This is a genomic window from Streptomyces sp. NPDC030222, assembly GCF_055573115.1.
This window is the reverse complement of sequence record NZ_JBVICA010000018.1, coordinates 59,510-82,291: the sequence shown is the minus strand read 5'-3', so window position 1 is coordinate 82,291 and position 22,782 is coordinate 59,510. Positions and strand designations below refer to the sequence as shown.

Annotated in this window: 21 protein-coding genes; 7 read left to right on the top strand and 14 right to left on the bottom strand. The window is 71.5% G+C overall.

Translation table 11 applies throughout. The features are described 5' to 3' along the window. Window positions 1-35: 35 nt before the first annotated feature. The 6 genes from ACZ4Z5_RS24255 to ACZ4Z5_RS24230 all read right to left on the bottom strand — a co-directional run bounded on the left by ACZ4Z5_RS24255 (window position 36) and on the right by ACZ4Z5_RS24230 (window position 7,239). Window positions 36-1,667: a DoxX family membrane protein gene (locus ACZ4Z5_RS24255; RefSeq protein WP_468266097.1), complete on the bottom strand. Its 1,632-nt coding sequence runs from the start codon at window positions 1,665-1,667 to the stop codon at window positions 36-38. 377 nt (window positions 1,668-2,044) lie between these two features. Continuing rightward, the gene (gene rlmB, locus ACZ4Z5_RS24250; protein WP_468266095.1) at window positions 2,045-2,998 is read right to left on the bottom strand and encodes a 23S rRNA (guanosine(2251)-2'-O)-methyltransferase RlmB; all 954 of its coding nucleotides are present in this window, start codon (window positions 2,996-2,998) and stop codon (window positions 2,045-2,047) included. A 92-nt stretch (window positions 2,999-3,090) separates the two neighbouring features. Then, window positions 3,091-4,491 carry a cysteine--tRNA ligase gene (gene cysS, locus ACZ4Z5_RS24245; protein ID WP_468266093.1) on the bottom strand — a complete coding sequence of 467 codons (1,401 nt, stop codon included), beginning with the start codon at window positions 4,489-4,491 and terminating at the stop codon, window positions 3,091-3,093. A 668-nt stretch (window positions 4,492-5,159) separates the two neighbouring features. Then, entirely contained in the window at window positions 5,160-5,663 is a 504-nt protein-coding gene (gene ispF, locus ACZ4Z5_RS24240) for a 2-C-methyl-D-erythritol 2,4-cyclodiphosphate synthase (RefSeq protein WP_468266091.1), read from the bottom strand. Beyond that, window positions 5,650-6,423, bottom strand: coding sequence for a 2-C-methyl-D-erythritol 4-phosphate cytidylyltransferase (ispD, locus tag ACZ4Z5_RS24235; protein WP_468266089.1), 774 nt, complete (start codon window positions 6,421-6,423; stop codon window positions 5,650-5,652). The genes ispF and ispD overlap by 14 nt, the downstream gene beginning before the upstream one ends. Window positions 6,424-6,756: 333 nt before the next feature. Continuing rightward, window positions 6,757-7,239, bottom strand: coding sequence for a CarD family transcriptional regulator (locus ACZ4Z5_RS24230; protein WP_003953493.1), 483 nt, complete (start codon window positions 7,237-7,239; stop codon window positions 6,757-6,759). A 624-nt stretch (window positions 7,240-7,863) separates the two neighbouring features. Here ACZ4Z5_RS24230 and ACZ4Z5_RS24225 point away from each other — a divergent pair. Then, window positions 7,864-8,532: a copper chaperone PCu(A)C domain-containing protein gene (locus tag ACZ4Z5_RS24225; RefSeq protein ID WP_468266087.1), complete on the top strand. Its 669-nt coding sequence runs from the start codon at window positions 7,864-7,866 to the stop codon at window positions 8,530-8,532. 124 nt (window positions 8,533-8,656) lie between these two features. Here the strand turns inward: ACZ4Z5_RS24225 and phoP are convergent, their stop codons facing one another. Together phoP and phoR are read right to left on the bottom strand one after the other, a co-directional pair. Beyond that, a complete protein-coding gene (phoP, locus tag ACZ4Z5_RS24220) occupies window positions 8,657-9,328 on the bottom strand; it encodes a two-component system response regulator PhoP (RefSeq protein ID WP_468266246.1) in 672 nt (223 codons plus the stop codon). A gap of 5 nt (window positions 9,329-9,333) precedes the next feature. Next, window positions 9,334-10,605 (bottom strand): two-component system sensor histidine kinase PhoR, encoded by a 1,272-nt coding sequence (gene phoR / locus ACZ4Z5_RS24215; RefSeq protein WP_468266085.1) that lies wholly within the window; start codon window positions 10,603-10,605, stop codon window positions 9,334-9,336. 186 nt (window positions 10,606-10,791) lie between these two features. On the opposite strand from phoR, the gene phoU reads away from it, so the two are divergent. Further along, complete coding sequence (gene phoU / locus ACZ4Z5_RS24210) at window positions 10,792-11,469, top strand: phosphate signaling complex protein PhoU (RefSeq protein WP_468266083.1); 678 nt, start codon at window positions 10,792-10,794, stop codon at window positions 11,467-11,469. 296 nt (window positions 11,470-11,765) lie between these two features. Then, entirely contained in the window at window positions 11,766-11,915 is a 150-nt protein-coding gene (locus ACZ4Z5_RS24205; RefSeq protein WP_468266081.1) for a hypothetical protein, read from the top strand. 598 nt (window positions 11,916-12,513) lie between these two features. Here ACZ4Z5_RS24205 and ACZ4Z5_RS24200 read toward each other — a convergent pair. Both ACZ4Z5_RS24200 and ACZ4Z5_RS24195 read right to left on the bottom strand, forming a co-directional pair. Next, window positions 12,514-12,984, bottom strand: a complete 471-nt coding sequence (locus ACZ4Z5_RS24200; protein WP_468266079.1) for an SLATT domain-containing protein — start codon at window positions 12,982-12,984, stop codon at window positions 12,514-12,516. 257 nt (window positions 12,985-13,241) lie between these two features. Further along, window positions 13,242-14,003 (bottom strand): phosphoglyceromutase, encoded by a 762-nt coding sequence (locus ACZ4Z5_RS24195; RefSeq protein ID WP_468266078.1) that lies wholly within the window; start codon window positions 14,001-14,003, stop codon window positions 13,242-13,244. Window positions 14,004-14,177: 174 nt separating this feature from the next. On the opposite strand from ACZ4Z5_RS24195, the gene ACZ4Z5_RS24190 reads away from it, so the two are divergent. Continuing rightward, a complete protein-coding gene (locus ACZ4Z5_RS24190) occupies window positions 14,178-15,524 on the top strand; it encodes an MDR family MFS transporter (RefSeq protein ID WP_468266076.1) in 1,347 nt (448 codons plus the stop codon). Window positions 15,525-15,696: 172 nt separating this feature from the next. Here ACZ4Z5_RS24190 and ACZ4Z5_RS24185 read toward each other — a convergent pair whose 3' ends face one another. Next, the gene (locus tag ACZ4Z5_RS24185; protein ID WP_468266074.1) at window positions 15,697-16,197 is read right to left on the bottom strand and encodes a type III secretion system chaperone family protein; all 501 of its coding nucleotides are present in this window, start codon (window positions 16,195-16,197) and stop codon (window positions 15,697-15,699) included. After that, a complete protein-coding gene (mshA, locus tag ACZ4Z5_RS24180) occupies window positions 16,190-17,545 on the bottom strand; it encodes a D-inositol-3-phosphate glycosyltransferase (protein WP_468266072.1) in 1,356 nt (451 codons plus the stop codon). The genes ACZ4Z5_RS24185 and mshA overlap by 8 nt, the downstream gene beginning before the upstream one ends. A 174-nt stretch (window positions 17,546-17,719) precedes the next feature. Here mshA and ACZ4Z5_RS24175 point away from each other — a divergent pair, with 174 nt between their 5' ends. The 3 genes from ACZ4Z5_RS24175 to ACZ4Z5_RS24165 all read left to right on the top strand — a co-directional run bounded on the left by ACZ4Z5_RS24175 (window position 17,720) and on the right by ACZ4Z5_RS24165 (window position 21,573). Continuing rightward, the gene (locus ACZ4Z5_RS24175) at window positions 17,720-18,520 is read left to right on the top strand and encodes a class I SAM-dependent methyltransferase (protein WP_468266070.1); all 801 of its coding nucleotides are present in this window, start codon (window positions 17,720-17,722) and stop codon (window positions 18,518-18,520) included. 297 nt (window positions 18,521-18,817) lie between these two features. Beyond that, window positions 18,818-19,822, top strand: a complete 1,005-nt coding sequence (locus tag ACZ4Z5_RS24170) for a C40 family peptidase (RefSeq protein WP_468266244.1) — start codon at window positions 18,818-18,820, stop codon at window positions 19,820-19,822. Window positions 19,823-20,346: 524 nt separating this feature from the next. Continuing rightward, window positions 20,347-21,573, top strand: a complete 1,227-nt coding sequence (locus ACZ4Z5_RS24165; RefSeq protein WP_468266068.1) for a PP2C family protein-serine/threonine phosphatase — start codon at window positions 20,347-20,349, stop codon at window positions 21,571-21,573. 118 nt (window positions 21,574-21,691) lie between these two features. Here ACZ4Z5_RS24165 and ACZ4Z5_RS24160 read toward each other — a convergent pair whose 3' ends face one another. After that, complete coding sequence (locus tag ACZ4Z5_RS24160; protein WP_468266066.1) at window positions 21,692-22,051, bottom strand: DUF2516 family protein; 360 nt, start codon at window positions 22,049-22,051, stop codon at window positions 21,692-21,694. 128 nt (window positions 22,052-22,179) lie between these two features. Then, entirely contained in the window at window positions 22,180-22,764 is a 585-nt protein-coding gene (locus ACZ4Z5_RS24155) for a hypothetical protein (protein WP_468266064.1), read from the bottom strand. Between the last annotated feature and the right edge of the window lie 18 nt (window positions 22,765-22,782).

Here is a 22,782-nt window from a genome sequence, read left to right as displayed (position 1 = left end):
CGCGTGCCGGGTGTCCGTACGCGCCCGCCGCCACGTCAGCCGAGCAGGCCCCCGATGGGGTTCTGCGGGCCTCCGGAGCCGCCGCCCTGGGATCCGTCCGTACCGCCGGCGCCACCGGGCGTGCCGCCCGTGGGACCGCCACTGCTGCCGCCGTTGCCGCCTCGCGAGTACGAGGGGCCCGAGCCGGTCGACGAGGGCGGGGGCGGCGCGTCCCGGCGGGTCGGCGTCTGGCCGCCGGCGCCCTGGGAGGCGCTGGGCCGGGTGCCGTTCGTCGTGCCGCCCGTCGAGGTCTCCCGGACCGTCGTCTCGGGAGTGGGCTCCTCCTCGGTCGTGGCGCTGGGCGAGTCGCTGGCGGACGGCACCGGCCGCTGGGCGGCGGGCCGGGAGGGACGCCGGGAGGTCTTCTCCTGCGGCAGCGAGACGCCCGGGAGGTAGTTGGTGGGGTCGTCGTCCGGGCCCGGTACGGTGATCATCTCGGACGAGCGGACCGCACCGCCGAGCAGCGACCCGGTGAGCAGGGTCAGGCCGACCACGACGGCGGCGGCCATCGTTCCCCGGCGCAGCACCCGGCGGCGGAGCTCCCACAGTTCGGAGCGCGGACCGAGGGTGCGCCAGGCCTCCCCGGCGAGTCGGCCGTCGACCGAGTAGACCGGAGCGCCCGCGATGATCAGGGGGCTCCAGGCCGCGAGGAAGATGATGTCGGGCGCGTCGTAGACGGGGACGGACTTCCAGCTCACCGTCATGAGCAGCGCGGCGGACAGCAGGGTGCCGACGACCGCGGCGATCCGCTGCCACAGTCCTAGGACCGTCAGGACGCCGACGACGACCTGGAGGAAGGCGACGGTAAGGCCCGCGCCGACCGGGTGGGCCAGCGCGAAGTCGCGCAGCGGCTCACCGAGCGCCCAGGGGTGGAGCGAACTGAGCCACTTCACCATGGAGCCGCGCTCGCCGCCGTCGAAGTACACGGGGTCGCAGAGCTTCCCCATGCCGGCGTAGACGGAGATGAAGCCGAGGAACACCCGCAGCGGCAGCAGGACGACGCCGAGGTTCATCCGGCGCCCGGGGTAGTAGGCGTGCCGCACCGTGTCCGAGCCGTGCCGCAGGGTGGGCGGGCCTCCGACGAGGGACTCGTCGTCGGAGCGGTACGGGGCGTCGTAGGCGTCCGGCCGGTGGCCACCGCCGCCGTGTCCGCCGGGCCCGTAGCCGCCCGGCCCGCCGTAGACGCCGTCGTACCCGCCGGCGGCCGGGCGCACCGGCGGCATCGTGCGGGTGTCCGGACCGCGCTGGTGGCCCACGACGGGGGTGGGCAGGGTGTCGGTGTCGTGCCGGACGCCGACGCGCGGAATGACCTGGGTGGCCCCGGCGTCGTAGCGCTCGGCCACGGCGGACTGCCGTACGGCCTGCAGCAGGCCGGTGGCTCCGGGGTCCCCCGGAGCCGAGCGCCCGCTCCACACGACGGGTGCGCGGCGGCGCCCCCCGGTGCTGCCCATGGCCGGAATACGGGCCGTGTCCGCCGCCCCCCGTACAGGGCGCGGGCGTTGGCCCGCGGCGAGCTGAACCCGGAAGCTGGCGTGGTTGACGATGACCTGCGCGGGGTCGCAGGGCACCTTGACCATGCTCAGGGCGGGTTGGTCGTCGAACCGGGGCGTTCTCGTGTCCACACTCATCTAACCGAGTGATGGGTGTTTAGGACACTGCCTTGACGGGACGTATGTGTCCGAGACCCGTCAAGGCCGGTTGTGCCGGTTGTTCCCGCAGGTCGGAGGCCCGAGGAAGGCGTTCCGGGCCCACCGCCACGCCGTTCCGGCCGACCCGCGGCGACCGGACCGCCCACGGGTGCCGCCACCCGGGCGCGGGCCGATCGGCCGCACGGTCACCCCGGCGGCGATGCGTGTATCTGCGAGTGCGGGGCCCTGCGCGTGGGTGGCCTGCGGGTGTGTGGCGTGCGGATCTGTGGCCTCCGGGGGGGTGGCCTGCGGGTCGTCCGGCCCCTGCAGGTACGGGACCCGCAGGGGCCGGACGCCTCGGTCGCCCGCGGCGGCGTTCAGCCGCGGCGCCGGGCCGCCTCGTAGAGGACCACGCCCGCGGCGACACCCGCGTTCAGGGACTCCGCGCCGCCCGGCATCGGGATCCGCACCAGGAAGTCGCAGGTCTCGCCGACGAGGCGGGACAGGCCCTTGCCCTCGCTGCCCACGACGATCACCACGGGGCCCTCGAGCGCCTCGAGGTCGCCGACCTCGGTCTCACCGTCGGCGGCGAGACCGACGACGGTGATTCCGGCCTTCTGGTATGCCTCCAGGGCGCGGGTGAGGTTGGTGGCACGGGCGACCGGCGTACGCGCCGCGGTACCCGCGGACGTCTTCCACGCACCAGCCGTCATCCCGGCCGCGCGGCGCTCGGGCACCACCACGCCATGGCCGCCGAACGCCGAGACGGAACGGACGACGGCACCCAGGTTCCGCGGGTCGGTGACGCCGTCGAGGGCGACGATCAGCGGGTCCTCGCCGTCGTCGAACGCGGCGGCCGCCAGGTCCTCGGGGTGGGCGTACTCGTACGGGGGGACCATGAGGACGAGGCCCTGGTGGTTGAGGCCGTTCGTCATACGGTCGAGCTCGGCGCGCGGGGCCTCCATCAGATTGATGTTGCCGCGCTGCGTGGCGAGCTGGAGCGCGTCCCGGACCCGCTCGTCGTTGTCGATGAACTGCTGCACGTACAGCGTGGTGGCGGGCACGCCGTCGCGCAGCGCCTCGAAGACGGGGTTGCGGCCGACGACCATCTCGGCGGAGCCCTTGCCGCCGCGCCGGACGACGGGGCGGCGGCCGGCGGTCTTGCGTGCCTTGGCGTTGGCCAGGCGGTTCTTCGCGTGGCCCTTGCGCATCTCGGCGGGCGGGGTCGGGCCCTTGCCCTCAAGGGCGCGGCGCCGCTTGCCACCGCTGCCGACCGTCGCGCCCTTCTTGTTCGCTGTGCGGCGGTTCCTGCGCTGGCTGTTCCCGGCCATGACCTACCTGTTTCTGTAAAACGTGAAAGCTGAATGCGTACGTATGTAAGAAAGTGTGCCGCCCGGGCCTCCGAGCGGCACACCCGAGCACGTCAGCGCGGGCCGAGGCTCCAGCGCGGGCCGGACGGACTGTCCTCGATCACCAGACCGGACTGCTGGAGCTGGTCGCGGATGGCGTCGGCGGTGCCCCAGTCCTTGCGGGACCGGGCGGCCTCGCGCTGCTCCAGCACAAGCCGGACCAGCGAGTCGACGACGCCGTGGAGGTCCTCCCCGCGGTCGCCCTCACCGGCCCACTGCGGGGCGAGCGGGTCGAGGCCGAGGACGCCGAGCATCGCGCGGACCTCGGCGAGACGGGCGACGGCCGCTTCCTTGTCGTCGGCGGCCAGTGCGGAGTTGCCCTGGCGGACGGTGGTGTGGACGACGGCGAGCGCCTGAGGGACGCCGAGGTCGTCGTCCATGGCCTCGGCGAACGCCGGCGGGACGGTCCCGGCGGGCTCGACGACGCCTCCGGCCAGCTCGATCACTCGCTGCACGAAGCCCTCGATGCGCGAGAACGCCGACTCGGCCTCGCGCAGGGCGTCCTCGCTGTACTCGATCATCGAGCGGTAGTGCGGGGTGCCCAGGTAGTAGCGCAGCACGATGGGGCGCCAGTTCTTGACCATCTCGGAGACCAGCACCGAATTGCCGAGCGACTTGGACATCTTCTCGCCGCTCATGGTGACCCAGGCGTTGTGCACCCAGTAGCGGGCGAAGACGTCGCCGAACGCCTTGGCCTGCGCGATCTCGTTCTCGTGGTGCGGGAAGATCAGGTCGAGGCCGCCGCCGTGGATGTCGAACTCACGGCCGAGGTACTTGTGGGCCATCGCCGAGCACTCCAGGTGCCATCCGGGACGGCCCCGGCCCCACGGCGTCTCCCAGCTGGGCTCACCGGGCCTGGCGGCCTTCCACATGGCGAAGTCGCGCTGGTCCCGCTTGCCGGTCTCGCCCTCGCCGGACGGCTGGCGCAGATCGTCGAGGTCCTGGTTGGACAGCGCCAGGTAGCCGGGGAAGGAGCGCACGTCGAAGTAGACGTTGCCGTCCGCCTCATAGGCGTGGCCGCGCTCGATGAGGCCGCGCATCATCTCGACCATCTCGGTGATGTGGCCGGTGGCACGCGGTTCGTAGGTGGGCGGGAGGCAGCCGAGCGCCTCGTAGCCGGAGTTGAAGGCGCGCTCGTTGTCGTAACCGATGGACCACCAGGGGCGGCCCTGCTCGGCCGACTTGGCGATGATCTTGTCGTCGATGTCGGTGACGTTGCGGACGAACGTCACGTCGTAGCCGCGGTACTCGAACCAGCGGCGCATGATGTCGAAGTTGAGGCCGGAGCGGATGTGCCCGATGTGCGGTGCGGCCTGCACGGTGGCGCCGCACAGGTAGATCGAGACACAGCCCGGCGTGAGCGGGGCGAAGTCGCGGATCTGCCGGGCGCTGGTGTCGTACAGGCGAATAGTCACCACTCCAGGGTAGTGGTCCGGCACCAGTGCCCCGCGACCCTTGTGGCGGGAGGGCTCGATTGTTACTGGGGCCACGTGCGGTTGCTGCGGCTGCCGGGTGCCGGCGGTCCCGGCCCGGCTCCACCCCCAGGGGTGAAACCGGGATGAACCCACCGCGTTGCCGACGGAGGGGCTTCCCGGGGCGGGGCCGGGTGAACCAGCGAAGGCCGCGGGGGACGGGCTTCCCGTTGGCCGCGAACGAGCGAAGCCACCGCGCCGCGGGCTGATGGACCTCCCGGGTCACGGACGGGCGAACCGATCGAGGCCCGCAGGCGCGCAGGGCCGTCCCGAACTGCGAACGAGCGAACCCGCCGCAAACGGGGCGGACGACCTTCCCGGGTCACGAACGGACGAACCACCGAGGACCGCAGGCGCACGGACCACCCCGCGTCGGCGGCGGCACCTGCGGGGCGAACTCCCGGGAATGCGGGCGAGGATCGGCCGGTCCCGTACCCTCCGGCTGCCCCGTCGGCGAGGGGACTGCCGCATCCCGGCCGTCACGGCAGCCGGGTCCGGGGCCGGTTCGCCTGACGCGGTCCGGCGAACGGCGGCCGACGCCCGGCATGCAGCGGCCGGCAACCGGCGGCCGGGGACCGACGACCAGCGACCGACGGCCGCCGTGCAGCTCGTCAGACGCGGACCAGCAGCGCGGTCGCGATCGCGGCCAGCCCCTCGGCGCGGCCGGTGAGGCCGAGTCCGTCGGTGGTGGTACCGGAGACGGACACCGGGGCGCCGGCAGCCGCGGACAGCGCCTTCTGCGCCTCGTCGCGCCGCTTGCCGATCTTCGGGCGTACGCCGACGACCTGGACGGCGATGTTGCCGATCTCGAAGCCCTCGGCGCGGACGATCCTCGCGGCCTCGGCGAGCAGGGTCACCCCGGAGGCGCCGGACCACTCGGGGCGGCTGGTGCCGAAGTGGGCACCGAGGTCGCCGAGACCCGCCGCGGAGAAGAGGGCGTCGCAGGCGGCGTGCGCGGCCACGTCCCCGTCGGAGTGCCCGGCCAGGCCGTACTCCTCGCCCTCCCAGAGCAGGCCGGCGCACCAGAGTTCGCGGCCGCGCTCGAAGGCGTGCACGTCGGTGCCGATGCCGACCAGCGGGAGCGCCGGGAGTCCGGGGCGGTCAGAAGCCGTCATGGGCCCTCCTGCGGGCGAGTACGGCCTCGGCGAGGACGAGGTCCAGGGGACGGGTCACCTTGAAGGCCTCTTCGTGGCCGGGGACCGCGACCACGGGGACGCCGAGCCGCTCCACCATGCCGGCGTCGTCGGTGGCGCCCTCGCCGCCGGTCGCCACGGTCTCGTGGGCGTGCAGCAGGGTGGCGCGGTCGAAGCCCTGCGGGGTCTGCACAGCGCGCAGCCTCGCCCGCTCGGGCGTGCCGAGGACCAGCTCGGGGCTGCCGTCCGCGGCCGGCTCGACCTCCTTGACGGTGTCGGCGAGGGGCAGCGCGGGAACGACCGCGCGGGCGCCGTCGCGTACGGCCTCGATGACGGCGTCGACGGTGTCGACGGGCACCAGGGGACGGGCCGCGTCGTGGACCAGGACGGTGCTGACGCCCTCCGGGAGCGCTTCGAGGCCCGCCCGGACGGACTCCTGGCGGGTGCGGCCGCCGGGGACGACGAGGACGTCGGTCCGCTCGGGGAGCGGGTACTCGTCGAGCAGGCCCTTCACCTCGGCGACGCCGTCGGACGGGGCGACGACGACCACGAGCGAGACGGCCCGGGACCGGGCCATGGCCCGCACCGCGTGGATCAGCATCGGGGTGCCGCCCAGCGTGCGGAGCGCCTTGGGGGCGCCGGGGCCGAGCCGGACACCGCGTCCGGCTGCCGGGATCACCGCGGCGGTGCGTGCGGCGGCGGGCGCGGGACTCGCGCCGTCCGGCCGGAATTCGTCTGACATGAATGTGCACTCCGGGAAGCGGGTCGCCGCTCCGAATCGGTGCGGCATCGGTGCGGCAGGTTTGTGTCCGCGGCCGACATGGGTATGGCCAGAGCGTGCCCGGGGGCCGAATTCGACCGGACCCTTTCCGTGACAGCTGGTCAAATGGCGGACACTCCGGGTGCGCCGCGAATGCGTCCGGGGACGGCGTTCCCGGGACGGTCGTTTCGGGACCGGTCACCGGTGGCTCGCGGAGTACGCCGGGTACGGACATGTCGTATGAACATGCCGCAGTGCCCGGCGACGCGTATGTGCGTCAGCGGGCACCGCGGCACGGTGTGATGCTCTGCTGCGTCAGGACGCGAGGACCTCGTCGAGGAGAGCCTCGGCCTTGTCCTCGTTGGTGTTCTCCGCGAGGGCGAGCTCACTCACCAGGATCTGCCGAGCCTTGGCGAGCATGCGCTTCTCACCTGCGGAAAGACCGCGCTCCCGCTCGCGGCGCCACAGGTCGCGCACCACTTCGGCGACCTTGATGACGTCGCCCGAGGCGAGCTTCTCGAGATTTGCCTTGTAGCGACGGGACCAGTTCGTGGGCTCTTCCGCGTACGGCGCGCGCAGCACCTCGAAGACCCGGTCCAGCCCGTCTTGCCCGACCACGTCGCGCACACCCACGAACTCCGCGTTGTCCGCAGGCACGCGAACCGTCAGATCGCCCTGAGCGACCTTGAGCACCAAGTAGGTCTTGTCCACGCCTTTGATCTGGCGAGTTTCGATGGCCTCGATCAGCGCGGCCCCGTGATGGGGATAGACCACGGTGTCGCCAACCTTGAACGTCATGTGACAGGTACCCCTTCCGTGGCTATCCAGGGTAACACGAGAACGGCTTCTTCTGAATGGCGTTTTCGCAGGTCAGGGCATATCTCGGGGCTTGACAACAGCGACTGGAACGTGCTGCGGAGGCCTAACGGAAGGGGGTATTCGCAGGTCGGAGCGGCTCTGCGGGGCCACGGAAACGCAGAGGTTGCCGACTGCTGAACACTGATCGAAGGGGCGGAAAGTCCCGATTTGTCGGGTTCAAAGCGGTGAACGTCACGTACTCCGTTCGAGCCTAGGTCACCCGTCCGGATCCAGCGATCTTTTTTTCGCGCGGGACCTCGTGCGGAGCACCGGTAATTGATCACCGTTGATCCCCTGCGGCATCGGCCGCGGCACGGGACCGGTGATCGGGTTCCGGCTTCTCGGCGCCCCGTCGGTGGATATTCGGTAAGGAATGCGTGGCCGCCCGGGGAATTGGTCACCCGGTATATGTGAACGGCGTACAAAAGCCCGCACGAGACACGGCGGGAGGCGGTCCGGCGGCGCCAGGGGCGGGTCGGGTGCGGGTCCCGCAGGACAGATCGGTAACCTAAGCGCGCTGACACACCCTTAGTCCGTTCTTACGTCCAAGGAGTTGCCGCCGCCGTGAGCCGCAGCCTTCGACGCGGCGCCCTCGCCGCCACCGTTCTCGCATCCTCGCTCGTCACCCTCGCCGGATGCGCCGCGGGCAACAACGCAGAGACCCTCCAGGTCAAGCCGGACAACGCTGCCGTCCAGGTCGGTGACATCAAGGTCCAGAACGCGACGATCGTCACGCAGCCGGAGCGCGACGCCAAGGGACCGGCCGTCGTCACCGCGACCGTCTTCAACAACGCCAGTGCGCCGCAGACGCTGGAGTCGATCACCCTCCCGGGCACCAAGGCGAAGGTCGAGATCCACCCGGCGAGCGGCTCCGGCGCGCTCGTCGTCCCGGCCGGCGGCTATGTCGTCATCGGCGGCAAGGGCAATGCCTCGGCCGTGATCCCCGACGGCAGCGAGGCCGCGGAGGACGGCAACGCGCAGGACGTCGTCTTCTCGTTCAGCCGGACCGGCGAGGTGCCGCTGGAGGCCTTCGTCGTCCCGTCCACCAGCTACTTCACCGCCTGGGGACCCAGCGAGGCCGCCAAGGCCCCGGAGACCCCGGCCGCCACCCCGACCGGTTCGCCCACGGGCTCCCCGACCGGCACGCCGGCCACGCCCGCGGCCGGCGCCGAGGAGTCGGGCGAGGCCACGCCGTCCGACGACGCCTCCGCGTCGCACAGCGCCGGTCACTGACCGGCGAACCGGCCCACCACGACGCAAGGGGAAGGCCCGCCGGGATGGCGGGTCTTCCCCTTGTCCTCTTGTCCTCGACCGCTCACCCGCGGGGCCGCACGGCCACGGCTCCCGCGGCCGTCGTCTACGGCTCGAACTTGTAGCCGAGACCACGCACCGTCACCAGGTGGCGCGGGGCACCCGGGTCCGGCTCGATCTTGGCGCGCAGTCGCTTCACGTGGACGTCCAGCGTCTTGGTGTCGCCGACGTAGTCCGCGCCCCACACCCGGTCGATCAGCTGCATACGGGTCAGCACCCGGCCCGCGTTGCGGAGCAGCATCTCCAGCAGGTCGAACTCCTTCAGCGGCAGGTCGACCTTGGCGCCGGAGACCGTCACGACATGACGGTCGACGTCCATCCGGACCGGTCCGGCCTCCAGCGCGGCGGGCGCGACCTCCTCCGGCTCGCCCCGGCGGCGCAGCACCGCACGGATACGGGCCACCAGTTCACGCGAGGAGAACGGCTTGGTGACGTAGTCGTCCGCACCTATCTCCAGGCCGACCACCTTGTCGATCTCGCTGTCCTTGGCGGTCACCATGATGACGGGGACGTTGGAGCGGCTGCGCAGCTGACGGCAGACCTCCGTGCCGGGCAAGCCGGGCAGCATCAGGTCGAGCAGGACCAGGTCGGCGCCGTTGCGCTCGAACTCGTCCAGGCCGTCGGGTCCGGTGGCCGCGATCGCGACCTCGAACCCCTCCTTACGGAGCATGTAGGACAGGGCGTCGCTGAAGGATTCCTCGTCCTCGACAACGAGCACTCGGGTCACGGAAGGACCTCCGGGGCTGGGATCGGATCATCGGTGAAGGTCTCGTACGGACGGTCGTCGTCGGTATGGTCGCCGACGGGCTGCCCGCCCGGGGAGGGGTTGGTCCTGCGGTCCCTTCCGGCGCCGGCCTCCGGCAGCCGCAGGGTGAACGTGGAGCCCTGGCCCTCGGAGCTCCAGACGGTGACCTCGCCCCCGTGCGAGGCCGCGACGTGCTTGACGATGGCGAGGCCGAGGCCGGTACCGCCGGTGTCACGCGAGCGGGCCGGGTCGACGCGGTAGAAACGCTCGAAGATGCGTTCCCGGTCCTTCTCCGAGATGCCTATGCCCTGGTCGGTGACGGCTATCTCGATCAGGTCGCCGCCGGTCACGGCGACCCGGCGGCCCGCGATGCCCACACGGGTACGGGCCGGGCTGTAGTTGACGGCGTTCTCCACGAGGTTGCCCAGGGCTGCCGCGAGCTGGCTGCGGTTGCCCCAGACGTGGAGACCGGCGGTGCCGCCCGCCGCCATGGTGATCTGCTTGGCCGAGGCGGTGTGCCGGCAGCGGTCGATGGCCTCCGCGACGAGGTCGTCGACACGGACCGGCTCGGCGTCCTCCAGCGGGTCGTCGTTCTGCACCCGCGAGAGGTCGATGAGTTCCTGCACGAGGTTGGTGAGCCGGGTCGCCTCGATCTGCATGCGGCCCGCGAAGCGGGTGACCGCCTCGGGGTCGTCCGAGGCATCCATGACGGCCTCGGACAGCAGGGACAGGGCGCCGACCGGCGTCTTCAGCTCATGACTGACGTTCGCGACGAAGTCACGGCGCACCGCCTCTATGCGCCGCGCCTCGGTCAGGTCGTCGACCAGCAGCAGGACCAGGCGGGAACCGAGCGGCGCCACCCGGGCGGAGACCGCGAGCGCCTCGACCCGGCCGGTGCCGCGGCGCGGCAGGTCCAGTTCGACCTGGCGTATCTCGCCGTCGCGCCGGGTGTCGCGGGCCATCTGGAGCATGGCCTCGACGGACAGCTTGCCGCCCCTGACCAGGCCCAGGGCGTAGGCCGCGGAGCTGGCCTTCACCACGTTGTCGCTCTCGTCGAGGACGACGGCGGACGACCGGAGCACCGACAGCACCGTGTCGACACCGGGCGGGAGCACGGTGTCCGTGTGCAGCGATGTCCTGGTGGGGCGACGCTGTTCGCGTTCGCTCCAGCGGAACGCCAGCATGGCGATGACGCCGGTGCACACCCCGACGATCGCTGCCGCTGCGGCGACCGCCGCGTTCACGTCCATGCATCCAGGTTATGCATGGTGGCCGAGGTGCCCCCAGCCGCCGGAGTCGGTCCTCGGACAGTCGTCGCCCAGAGTTCACCGAGGTGACGGAGGCGGTTCACTTGAGATGCCGGTATCCGACGCGCGCGCACCCGACCGTGGGAGCGTGGGGTCGGAACCCCAGGACGCACAAGAGAGGGACTACCCATGCGGGACGCGTACCACGAGGAACTGGACTCGATCGGCGAGGGTCTGGTGGAGATGGCCCGGCTGGTCGGGTCGGCGATCGGGCGCGCCACCACGGCCATGCTCGACGCCGACCTGAAACTGGCCGAATCCGTGATCGCCGCCGACCAGAAGGTCGACGACCTCCAGCACGACCTGGAGGCCCGCGCGATAGCACTGCTGGCCCGCCAGCAGCCCGTCGCGACCGATCTGCGGATCGTGGTCACCTCGCTGCGCATGAGTGCCGACCTGGAGCGCTCGGGCGACCTCGCCCAGCACGTGGCGAAGCTCGCACGGCTGCGTTTCCCCGACTCCGCCGTGCCGCGGGACCTGCACGCCACGATGCTGGAGATGGGCCAGCTCGCGCAGCGCCTGATGGCGAAGGCCGCCGAGGTGATCATCACCAAGGACGTCGACCTGGCGATGCAGCTGGAGACCGACGACGACGAGATGGACCTGCTGCACCGCACGCTCTTCCAGCACCTGATCGACGACCGCTGGAAGCACGGCATCGAGACCGCCGTCGACGTGACCCTGCTGGGCCGCTACTACGAGCGCTTCGCCGACCACGCGGTGTCGGTCGCCAAGCGTGTCGTCTACCTGGTGACCGGTGAGCACGCCGACGAGCTGCAGGCGCCCACGGTGGTCGACGAGGCCTGAGGCACGCGGGGGGCGGGTGCCTCAGGGGTGCTCGCCCGGTACCTGAGAGGCGCCCGCCCGGTGCCCTAGCGGCGCTCGCCCGGTGCTCCCCAGGGGCGCTCGCCCGGTGCCCTAGGGGCGCTTGCCCGGTGTTCCCCAGGGGCGCTCGCCCGGTGCCCTAGGGGCGCTTGCCCGGTCCCGGAAGCCCCGTCGAGCGCCGAATGCCGCGGTGCGCCGTTGATGCGCCCGTCGGGGCGGGCATGCAATGGGAAGCGGTACGCCCGTTCGCGGCTCGCCCCTGACGAGGAGGAATCCCCATGGCCGACTCCCCCACTCCCGACGTTTCGGCGGACGTCTCCGTCGAAGTGGTCTTCCTGCCCGTACTCGGCGCCTGCGGCTGCGGCTCGGGCTGCAGCTGCGGCTGCCAGTCCGGTTCGCCCTGCCAGTGCGGAGGCTGCTGCGGCTGACCCCGCTCCGCACGCGGCACCGCGTGCGTGCGCTGCCGAGGTGACGACCGAGCCGACGACGAGGGGCCCGCCCGACCGGACAGCGTCCCGGCCGGGCGGGCCCTTCCGCCTGCTTCACCTACCGCCGCCGCACCACGGGCACCTGACGGTCCGTGGCCGATGCCGGCCCGGCCGTCCCTCCGCCGCCCGTGGCGATGCCGCCGACCGGTTCGGCCGCGGAGAAGGGAGCTCTGTCCTGCCGGCACGTCGTCCCGGCCGACGGGAGGGTGCCGTCGACGAGGTAGCGGCTCTCGTGCTCCCCGATGCAACTGCTGGGGTTGGTGCGACGCACTATGTGTCCGGCTATGGGCACGCCTCGTCCCTTCGCAGTCGACCGCCCCCGCTGCCCTCCGAAGTCCTGGACGTCGGCTGCCCTCCCCGTGGGCATCCGCGTCAACGACACCGCGGTCCGGCCCACCGCGCGAGCCGGCCGCATCCGCATGGCCGACGCCGCGGCCACGGAGCGTTTGTCCACGCTCGACGGCTCTGCCGGCAGACGCGCGTCACATGAGTCCGACCGGGCCGCAGCCCGTGGATGCGCGCGCCGCCGGGCATCGGTCTACGGCGCGGGTTCCCGGCGCTGCTCCAGCCAAGTGCGGCTCAGGTCGTCCCAGATCGTCTGATACCGGCCGAAGATCTCGCCCAGCTGATCGAACGTGAGCTCGTCGGCGGGCGTCGATGCCAAGAGGTACTCGAGGTCATCGGCGAGCCGCTGGAACCGGTACTGCGCTTCCTCCATCAGAACCCATCGGGAGCGCCAGTTGAAGAACGGTTCGACGGCTCCTAGCAACGTCACCAGCGCCACACATGCCAAGGCCAGACCAGCCCACGCGTTGAGATTCTGCAGGCCTAGGATGACGGTGGAGGCAGCGGACAGTACGAGCGTCGCCACCTTGGTGACGGAGGCGCTTCGGCTGAAGCGCAACTTCTTGCCGCGGGCGTAGCCGCTGCCCTGACGAATCTTGCCCAGCAGGAGGGCGGCTGTCTCCCTCGGGCTGAGACCGACACCTGGTCCGCTGTCCGGCTGCACTCCGCCCCCAAAGCTCTGTCGCCACCTTGCAGCTCGCTCCACGGCAGACGCTGCCTGTCATGGCGCGATTCCCTGACACAGCCGCTCGACAGCCCCGACTACGGAAGGTGATGACCGAGCGGTCAAGATTTGTTGGTACACGTGTCAAACACTCCGGCCGCAGGGCTCGGGGCGCTGAGGGCACAACAGCAGGCCCGGACCGCAACCATGCCCCCGATCCGCGCCAAACACGCAGCTCAGGGGCATGATCACACAACCTACTTCTTCTTGCCCTGGTTCTTCACGGCCTCGATGGCCGCGGCCGCCGCTGCGGGGTCGAGGTAGGTGCCGCCGGGGGTGACGGGCCTGAAGTCGGCGTCGAGTTCGTAGACGAGCGGGATGCCGGTGGGGATGTTGAGGCCCGCGATGTCGGCGTCGGAGATGCCGTCGAGGTGCTTGACCAGCGCGCGGAGGCTGTTGCCGTGGGCGGCGATCAGGACCGTGCGGCCGGCCAGCAGGTCGGGGACGACGCCGTCGTACCAGTACGGGAGCATGCGCTCGACGACGTCCTTGAGGCACTCGGTGCGCGGGCGCAGCTCGGTGGGGATCGTCGCGTAGCGCGGGTCGTTCGCCTGGGAGAACTCGCTGTCGTCGGAGAGGGCCGGCGGCGGGGTGTCGTACGAGCGGCGCCAGAGCATGAACTGCTCCTCGCCGAACTCCGCGAGGGTCTGCGCCTTGTCCTTGCCCTGGAGGGCACCGTAGTGGCGCTCGTTCAGGCGCCAGGTGCGGTGGACCGGGATCCAGTGGCGGTCGGCGGCCTCCAGGGCGAGCTGCGCGGTGCGGATGGCGCGCTTCTGGAGGGAGGTGTGCAGCACGTCGGGGAGCAGGCCGGCGTCCTTGAGCAGCTCACCGCCGCGGACCGCCTCCTTCTCGCCCTTCTCGGTGAGGTTGACGTCCACCCAGCCGGTGAACAGGTTCTTCGCGTTCCACTCGCTCTCGCCGTGGCGGAGGAGGATCAGCTTGTACGGTGCGTCGGCCATGCGTACGAGGTTAATGGACGGGCCGGGCGGCCTGCTCGGGGCGCCCGAGGGGCGGACATGCGGGCGGTCCGGGGCGGCGGCCGGTAAATCGTTGGCGCTCTCCCGGACGCCGCTTGTAACGTGCGTTCGGCCATAGTGCCGCTTACAGCGGCTGAACGTCGTGGGGGGAATCCGATGTCCGTCGAGCGCCTGGGACGTGCCGTACGCGAGAGCGTCTCGGGCCTTCCCCGCGAGTTCTGGTGGCTGTGGACCAGCACCCTGGTGAACCGGCTCGGCGCGTTCGTCGCCACGTTCATGGCGCTCTACCTGACCCTCGAACGCGGCTACTCCGCCTCGTACGCGGGACTCGTCGCCGCTCTGCACGGGCTGGGCGGGGTCGTCTCCTCCTTGGGCGCGGGTGTGATGACGGACCGGCTCGGCCGACGGCCCACGATGCTGATCGCGCAGGTCTCGACGGCTCTGAGCGTCGCCGTGCTCGGGCTGGTGCGGGATCCGTCGGCCATCGCCGCCGTCGCCTTCGTCACCGGCATGGCCATGAACGCGTCACGTCCCGCGGTGCAGGCGATGATGGCGGACATCGTCCGCCCCGAGGACCGCGTCCGGGCGTTCTCCCTGAACTACTGGGCCATCAACCTCGGCTTCGCCGTCTCCTCGATGGTCGCCGGATTCGTCGCCGAGTACAGCTACCTCGCCGGTTTCCTCGGGGAGGCCGCGCTCACCCTGGTCTGCGCGCTGCTGGTGTTCCTGAAGCTCCCCGAGTCCCGCCCGGAACGCCCGGACACCGCCGCCGGGGAAGGCAGCGCGGGCATCGGCATGGGCACCGTGCTGCGCGACGGCCGGTTCATGGGCGTGGTCGCGTTGTCCTTCCTGGTCTCCCTGGTCTTCTCCCAGGCGTACACCACGCTGCCCGTCGCCATGGGTGCCGAGGGCTTCTCCAGTGCCGACTTCGGACTCGTCATCGCCGTCAACGGCGTTCTGATCGTCGCCCTGCAGATCCCGGTCACCCGCATGATCGAGCACCGCGATCCGCAGCGGCTCCTGGTGTTCTCCGCGCTGCTCGCGGGCTACGGCTTCGGGCTGACCGCGTTCGCGGGGTCCCTCGGTGTGTACGCGCTGACGGTGTGCGTATGGACGGTGGCCGAGATCATCAACTCGCCGACCCAGACGAGCCTGGTCGTCCGGCTGTCCCCGGTGCACGGCCGCGGCCGGTACCAGGGGATGTACACGATGTCGTGGTCGGTGGCCGCACTGGTCGCACCGCTGATGGGCGGTTTCGTCATCGACGCGTACGGCACGGCCTGGCTGTGGGGGGTCTGCGCGGTGCTCGGCACCCTCGCGGCGGCCGGCTACTGGCTGCTGATGAGCACACTGTCGGCGGAGTCGGCCGTCGTCGAGGCCCCTGCCGGAGGGCCGGCGAAGACCACGGGCGAGGAGTACCCGGCAGGACGGTCCACGTCGTCGGGAGCCACCGAAGCGGTCGCGGCGTCGAACGCGGCCGCGCAGTCCGACGGGGTCGGCTAGGGGAAACGTCCGGCGGTGTTCAGCGATGCATGGGTTCAGCGGTGAATACGTTCAGGGGTACGTACGGCCGCAGCGCCCATGAGCACCTTGCCGACCGCGTTGCGCGAGCCCGCGTGGCGTCGCCCGCGGGTCCACGCCCGTTCCGGGCGTCAGCCGCCGGTACGCCGCCCCGTCACCCGGTGGGCCGCTCGATCAGGTGCTTGAACGCGTCGAGGTTGCGCGTGGGCTCGCCGCGCGACACCCGCCACGCGTACTCCTTGCGGATCGCGCTCGCGAAACCCAGCTCCAGGAGCGTGTTGAAGCTGCCGTCGGCCGCTTCCAGAACCGTGCCGAGCACCCGGTCGAGTTCCTCGGGCGTCACCACCGACAACGGCATCCTGCCCACGAGATAGATGTCGCCGAGCGGGTCGACGGCGTAACCGACGCCGTACAGCTTGAGGTTGCGCTCCAGCAGCCACCGGTGCACGCCCGCCTCGTTCTCGTCGGGGTGCCGGATGACGAAGGCGTTGACCGACAGGGAGTGCTGACCGACGATCAGCGAACACGTCGTGGACAACTTCCGCGTACCGGGCAGCTTCACGACGTACGAACCCGCGCGGGGGCTCTCCCACTCCAGCCCCGCCTCGTCCAGCGTCTGTTCGACGACCTGCTCGACCTGCCCCGCGTCAGCCATGGGCCGAGCGTACGCGACGGCGGTGGTCGTGCATCGCCGCGGTGTACACGTCGGCGGTGGCGGACGCGGCGGTGTCCCAGCCGAACGACTGCGCGTGCGCGGCGGCCGCGGCGCCCATCCGCTCGACCAGCCGCGGATCGTCCAGGAACCGCCGCAGCGCCCGTGCGTAGTCGCGCGGGTCGTGGCCCTCGACGAGGAATCCGGTCCCCCCGTCCCGCACCGCGACCGGCAGCCCGCCGACCGCGGCCGCGACGACCGGTGTGCCGGTGGCCTGGGCCTCGATCGCCACCAGCCCGAAGGACTCGCTGTACGACGGCATGACCAGCACGGACGCGGCGCGGAACCAGTCCGCCAGCCGGTCCTGGCCGACCGGCGGCCGGAACCGCACCACATCGGTGATGCCGAGCCGCGCGGCCAGTTTCTGCAGCCCTTCCGGTTTGGCCAGCCCGCTGCCGCTGGGCCCGCCGACCACCGGCACGATCAGCCGGGAGCGCAGCGAGGGGTCCTCGTCGAGCAGCGCGGCGACCGCGCGGAGCAGCACGTCCGGCGCCTTGAGGGGCTGTATGCGGCCGGCGAAGAGCGGGATCAGGGCGTTCTGCGGCAGCCCGAGCCGGTCGCGCGCCGCGGCGCGGCCGTCGGCGACGCCGAAGCGTTCGAGATTGACGCCGGGGTGGACGACGGCGACCTTGGCGGGGTCCGCTCCGTAGTGCCGCACCAGCTCGTCGGCCTCCTCGGCGGTGTTCGCGATCAGCCGGTCGGCGGCGCGGACGATCTGGGTCTCGCCGATGACCCGGGCGGCCGGCTCGGGGGTGTCGCCCTCGGCCAGTGCGGCGTTCTTGACCTTGGCCATGGTGTGCATGGCGTGCACCAGGGGGACGCCCCAGCGTTCCGCGGCGAGCCAGCCGACCTGGCCGGACAGCCAGTAGTGGGAGTGGACCAGGTCGTAGTGCCCGGGCCGCCTGCTCGCCCAGGCCTGCATCACGCCGTGGGTGAAGGCGCACAGCTGCGCGGGCAGGTCCTCCTTGGCCAAGCCCTCGTACGGGCCGGCGTCGACGTGCCGGACGAGTACGCCGGGTGTGAGTTCGACCACGGGCGGCAGGCCCCCGGTCGTGGCCCGGGTGAAGATCTCCACCTCGATGCCGTGCGCCGCGAGACGCCGGGCCAGCTCGACGATGTACACGTTCATGCCGCCGGCGTCACCGGTGCCCGGCTGGTGCAGCGGAGAGGTGTGCACGCTGAGCATGGCCACCCGGCGTGGCCTGCGGTGATGCGTACCGGGAAACTTCAGCCGTGGCGGCCCGGGGAGCACGGAACGGCGGCCGCCCAGCCGGGACACGTACTGGGTCACGACGACGGTCCTCTCGCGCGGGGCATGACCAGGGCATGCCGGTGAAGGTGCCCTCGGCACCCCTGCAAAGGTGCCAACCCACACGGGGTGCCGCCACATTTCCACTTTGCCAAATCATTACGTCACCGGATCAGGACGTCCGGTGCCGCTTCCGGAGCCGCATAAGCTCGATGCATGGCCGCAGCACCCCCCAGACGCCCGGTGGGCACCGTGACCCGCGGGACCACCAACCCGAACAGGCTGCGCCGTATGGACCGCTGGATCGCCGCCGTCCACGGCGCGGCGCTGCGCCGCAGCGATGATCCGGTCGCGGTCGACCTCGGGTACGGGGCGGCGCCCTGGACGGCGGTCGAGCTGCTCGGACGACTGCGCACGGCGGACCCGCGCGCGGGCGTCGTCGGCATCGAGATCGAGCCGGCGCGGGTCGCGGCGGCCGTCCCGTACGCCCGCGACGGGCTGACGTTCCTGCACGGCGGCTTCGAGATCCCGCTTCCCGGGGGACGCCGTCCGGTGCTGATCCGCGCGGCGAACGTGCTGCGCCAGTACGACGAGGCCCAGGTGGCGGCGGTCTGGGGGCGACTGTGTGCACGGCTCGCGCCCGGCGGGCTGCTGGTCGAGGGGACCTGTGACGAGATCGGCCGCCGGCATGTGTGGGTCACGCTCGGGCCGGAGGGTCCGCGCACGGTGACGTTCGCCGCCCGCCTGGGATCGCTGGAGCGCCCCTCCGATCTGGCGGAGCGGCTGCCGAAGACGCTGATCCACCGCAATGTGCCGGGCGAGCCGGTGCACGCGTTCCTCCGCGACTTCGACCGGGCCTGGGCCGCTGCCGCGCCGTTCGCGTCCCTGGGCGCCCGGCAGCGCTGGATCCGCTCCGTGAAGGACCTGCGGGCGGACTGGCCGGTCGTGGACGGGGTGTCGCGCTGGCGGCAGGGCGAGGTCACGGTGGAGTGGGCGTCACTGGCCCCGGCGAGTTAGCGCTTCTTCGGGGGATATGACCTTTTCATCCGGTGAATGGGCCGGATTCTTCGGCCTATTCGGCCGGAAGCATGGGTTCCGTGGAACGCGATGGGACTGTGGTTCGTCCCAGTGGCGGGTGTGATGCCGTCAGCTCGGCCCGCCCCCTGTCGTTTTGACTCCGGTCATGGCATCATCACCACGTCATCGACAAGTTACTGACGGTAAATCAGATTTCTGAAGGGGGAGCCCGTGAACGGACGCCGCTTGGCCACTGCGATCGGCCTGGTCTGCGCCCTGACGGTAGTTGCGTCACCCATGGCGTATGCGGCACCCGCTCCCCCGGCATCACCGTCGCCGTCCGCGTCCTCCTCGCCCACCGCGGGCAGGAGCCTGGAGGAGGTCCGCAAGGAGATCGAGGGCCTCTACCGCAACGCCGCGGCGGCCACCGACGCGTACAACCTCGCCGAGGAGCAGACGAAGAAGCAGTCGGCGGAGATCGTGCGACTGGCCAAGGAGATCGTCAGGGTCCAGGAGAAGATCAACCGTCTCAAGACCCTGGCCGGCGCCGCGGCGGCCGCGCAGTACCGCACCGGCGGCCTCCCGCCGAGCGCCCACCTCATGCTCAGCGGCGACCCCGACGGATTCCTGGAGGGGGCCGGCCAGTTCCGCCGGGAGCAGCACGCCGCGAAGGGGCTGCTCGGGGAACTCGCCAAGTCCGAACAGGACTTGAAGGTGTACTCGACGGACGCCAGCGCGTACTGGAAGAAGCTCGAAGCGAACCGGGTGGCCAAGGAGAAGGCCAAGAAGGAGATCACCAAGCAGATCGCGGCCGCCGAGAAGCTGGAGAGCCGGCTGGAGGAGAAGGAGCGCGAACGCCTCCTCCAGCTGGAGCGGGAGGCGCAGCACAAGGCGCAGACGGCCTGGCTGAACTCCGGTGCGCTGAAGAACACGGGCAGCGCGGCGACGGGCAGCGCCAAGACGGCCATCGCCTACGCCACGGCCCAGATCGGCAAGCCGTACGTGTGGGGCGCCGAGGGCCCCGACTCCTTCGACTGCTCGGGGCTCACCTCGCAGGCGTGGGCGGCGGCAGGACGCGGCATTCCCCGTACGTCGCAGGAGCAGTGGCGGCTGCTGCCGAAGGTGGATGTCAAGGACATGCGGCCCGGCGACCTCATCGTCTACTTCAAGGACGCCAGCCACATCGGGATGTACATCGGAGACGGCGCGATGGTGCACGCGCCACGGCCGGGCCGCAACGTCACCATCGCGGGCGCCGGTTCGATGCCGATCCTGGGCGTCGTACGGCCCGACGCGGGCTGACACCGGCAGCGGCGAACGGCGCGGGCCGACACGACACGGCACGGGGCGGCGCGGGAGCAACACGGGTCGACGCGACACGACACGGGGCGGCACGAGAGCAACACGGGAGCGCCACGGGAACGGCACCGGGAGGCGCCGGCCATCACACCGGCCGGCACTCGGCCTTCACGGTTCGGCGAAGCCCGCCCCCGTCGACGCCGACTCGCAGCCCCCACACGGAACATATCCACAGAAAACACATCACGGATGCTGTTAGTGATGTCATATGGGGCCCTTCCGCCGGACGACACACGGGGCCATATGAAAGACATAGGAACCATGTGAGGTGCCCCACGAACGTGGCAACGGCCTGCCGTACGGGCCTTGCGCGGCAAGGATCAACCGTCGGGCACTCAGGTGAGGTCGGTCACAACGGGATTGCGGCATATGCCAGCCGAGGTTTGGTGTACGTCATTCCACTCGGGCGCAGGACACCGCTATGGTTCCCACCGCACCCTCGGGGGGAGGGAAGGAAACCGAGAGAGATGTCCGTACCCGTTCCGCGGCCGCGCCCCGTCCCGAGCGCGGAGAACGCCGGTGGCGGCGACCTCACCCTGCTGGTGATCGAGGACGACCCCATGGGCACCTTCACCGTCCCCGAACTTCTGGGGGCGGCGGGTACCAGGGTCCGGATCCGCACCGCCCGGAACGTCACCGAGGCGGAGCGGCTGCTCACCGACGACGTGCACTGCATACTCGTCGACCTCGCACTGCCCGCGCGGACCGCCTCCGACGACGAGCTGGCCGTACTCCGGCACGTCCTCCAGCTCGCGCCGCGGCACGCCGTGCTCGCGCTCACCGCCGAGGCCGACGCAGAACGCGCCGCAGAAGCGGTACGGGTCGGTGCGCAGGACTACCTCTCCCGCGACGAGCTCGACGGCCGCGTCCTCAGCCGCGCCATCCGCTACGCCGTCGAACGCAAACGGGCCGACATCGCCCAGTACAAACTCGCCGAGTCCCGCCTCCGCGCCCAGGAGAACGCCCGCCTCGAACGCGGCCTGCTGCCCACCCCCCTGCTGGAGGGCTCCGACCTGCGGTTCGCCGCGCACTACCGGCCCGGCCGCTCCCGCGCACTGCTCGGCGGGGACTTCTACGACACCGTCCGCACCCCGGACGGCACGGTCCACGCCATGATCGGCGACGTCTGCGGCCACGGCCCCGACGAGGCGGCCCTCGGTGTGGAGCTCCGCATCGCGTGGCGCGCCCTGACCTTCGCCGGCCTGTGCGGGGACGAGCTGCTCTCCACGCTCCAGCGGGTCCTGGAGCACGAGCGGGAGAGCGAGGAGATCTTCGCGACGCTGTGCACGGTCGATATCGCGCCAGACGGCCGCAGGGCCGGGCTGTGCCTGGCGGGTCACCCCTCACCGCTGATCGCCCGCGGCGGGCAGGCCGCCCAGCCGCTGCCGTACGAGAGCGGCGGCCCCGCGCTCGGTCTGATACCGAACGCCCGCTGGCCGCGCCGCCATGTCGAGCTCGGCGGCACCTGGAGCCTGCTGCTGTACACGGACGGTCTGATCGAGGGCCGGGTGGGCCCGGAGAGCGGCCGGCGCCTCGGCCTGGAAGGCATGACCGAGATGATCAACCGCCGTCTGGCCTCCGGCCTGCGCGGCCAGCCGCTGCTGGAGGCCGCGGTCGCCGAGGCCCGCGAACTGAACGGCGGCGACCTCACGGACGACGTGGCTCTGGTGCTGCTGGACCGGGGACGGGCCTGACGGAGCCCCTCCCACAGCGCCGGGCGGCGCGAGTGGGGCGCTGACGGCGGAGGGACCACCCGGGTCCCTCACCGAGACGGGTCCCTCACCGAGCCCGCACCGCTCCCCCGCCCGCCGGTCAGCGCCTGCCGTTGTAGGGCCCGTACGGACCGTCGCTGCTCGAGCCACCGCCTCCCGGACGGCGTCGGCGTGCCTTGCCGAGACCGAGGCCGCCCGACACCCCGAGGATCGCGGGACGCACGTCGACCATGAAGACGATGACCGCCACCAGGCTCGCGAGGATCACCAGCAGGTACGTCGTGATCAGGTTGAGCACGACCGTGACGCCGAGCACCGCCAGCCAGAAAGGCTTGGTCTTCTTGTCGGTGGCCCGGAAGGCGTCCTCACGCACCATCGCGGCGATGAAGAGCGCCACGAGGGCGAACACGATCAGCCCAGCGCTGAGCAGCTTCCAGAGGAGATCGTCCTCGAACAACATGTGAGCACCGCCTCATGAAGGGATGGAGCGCCTCGCGGCCAAGGTACTCCGACAACGTGCCGGGCACCCGTGAAGTGCCCGGCACATGGGCCGGCCCACCGTATGCCGCGCGTTCGTCGCCCGGCGGCTCACTTGGCCGAGGGCGAGGTCTTCTTCGCGGCGGTCTTGCGCGCCGTGGTCTTCTTCGCCGGGGCGGGCTTGGTGCCGGACGACGCGTCGGCCTGAGCGGGAACCTCCGCGGGCGACTGCTTGGTCTCCTCGTCGCCCTCGACGGCCGCGGCGATCTCCACGAGCTCGTCGGCGGCCTCGCCGCGCCAGGTCTTCACGGCCTGCTCGCCGTGCTCGGCGACCCGCTCGTAGGTCTCGCGCGCCTTCACCGCGTACTCCGCGGCCACGCCCACGCCGCGCAGGGCCAGGTCCTGGGCCTGCTCACCGAGCTTCTTCAGGTCGGTGTCCAGCCCGCCCAGCACCTCGGCGACCTTCGCCTGGACGACGGCCTGCGCCTCCTTGGCCTGCGTGGCCACCTTCTCCTGCACGACCTTGGGGTCCGTCCTGCGCACGGCCTCGAAGCGTGCCGGCGCCTCCGCCGCGATCTGCTCGAGCAGCGCGGGCACCTTCTTCGCCTGCTGGTAGGCGAGGTCGGCGGTGCCGGCCGCGAAGTACAGCGGGGTCGGGTCGGTGATGGTCTTCCGCAGGTCTTCGTTGAGCGCCATCGCTGTTGGTCCTCCCGG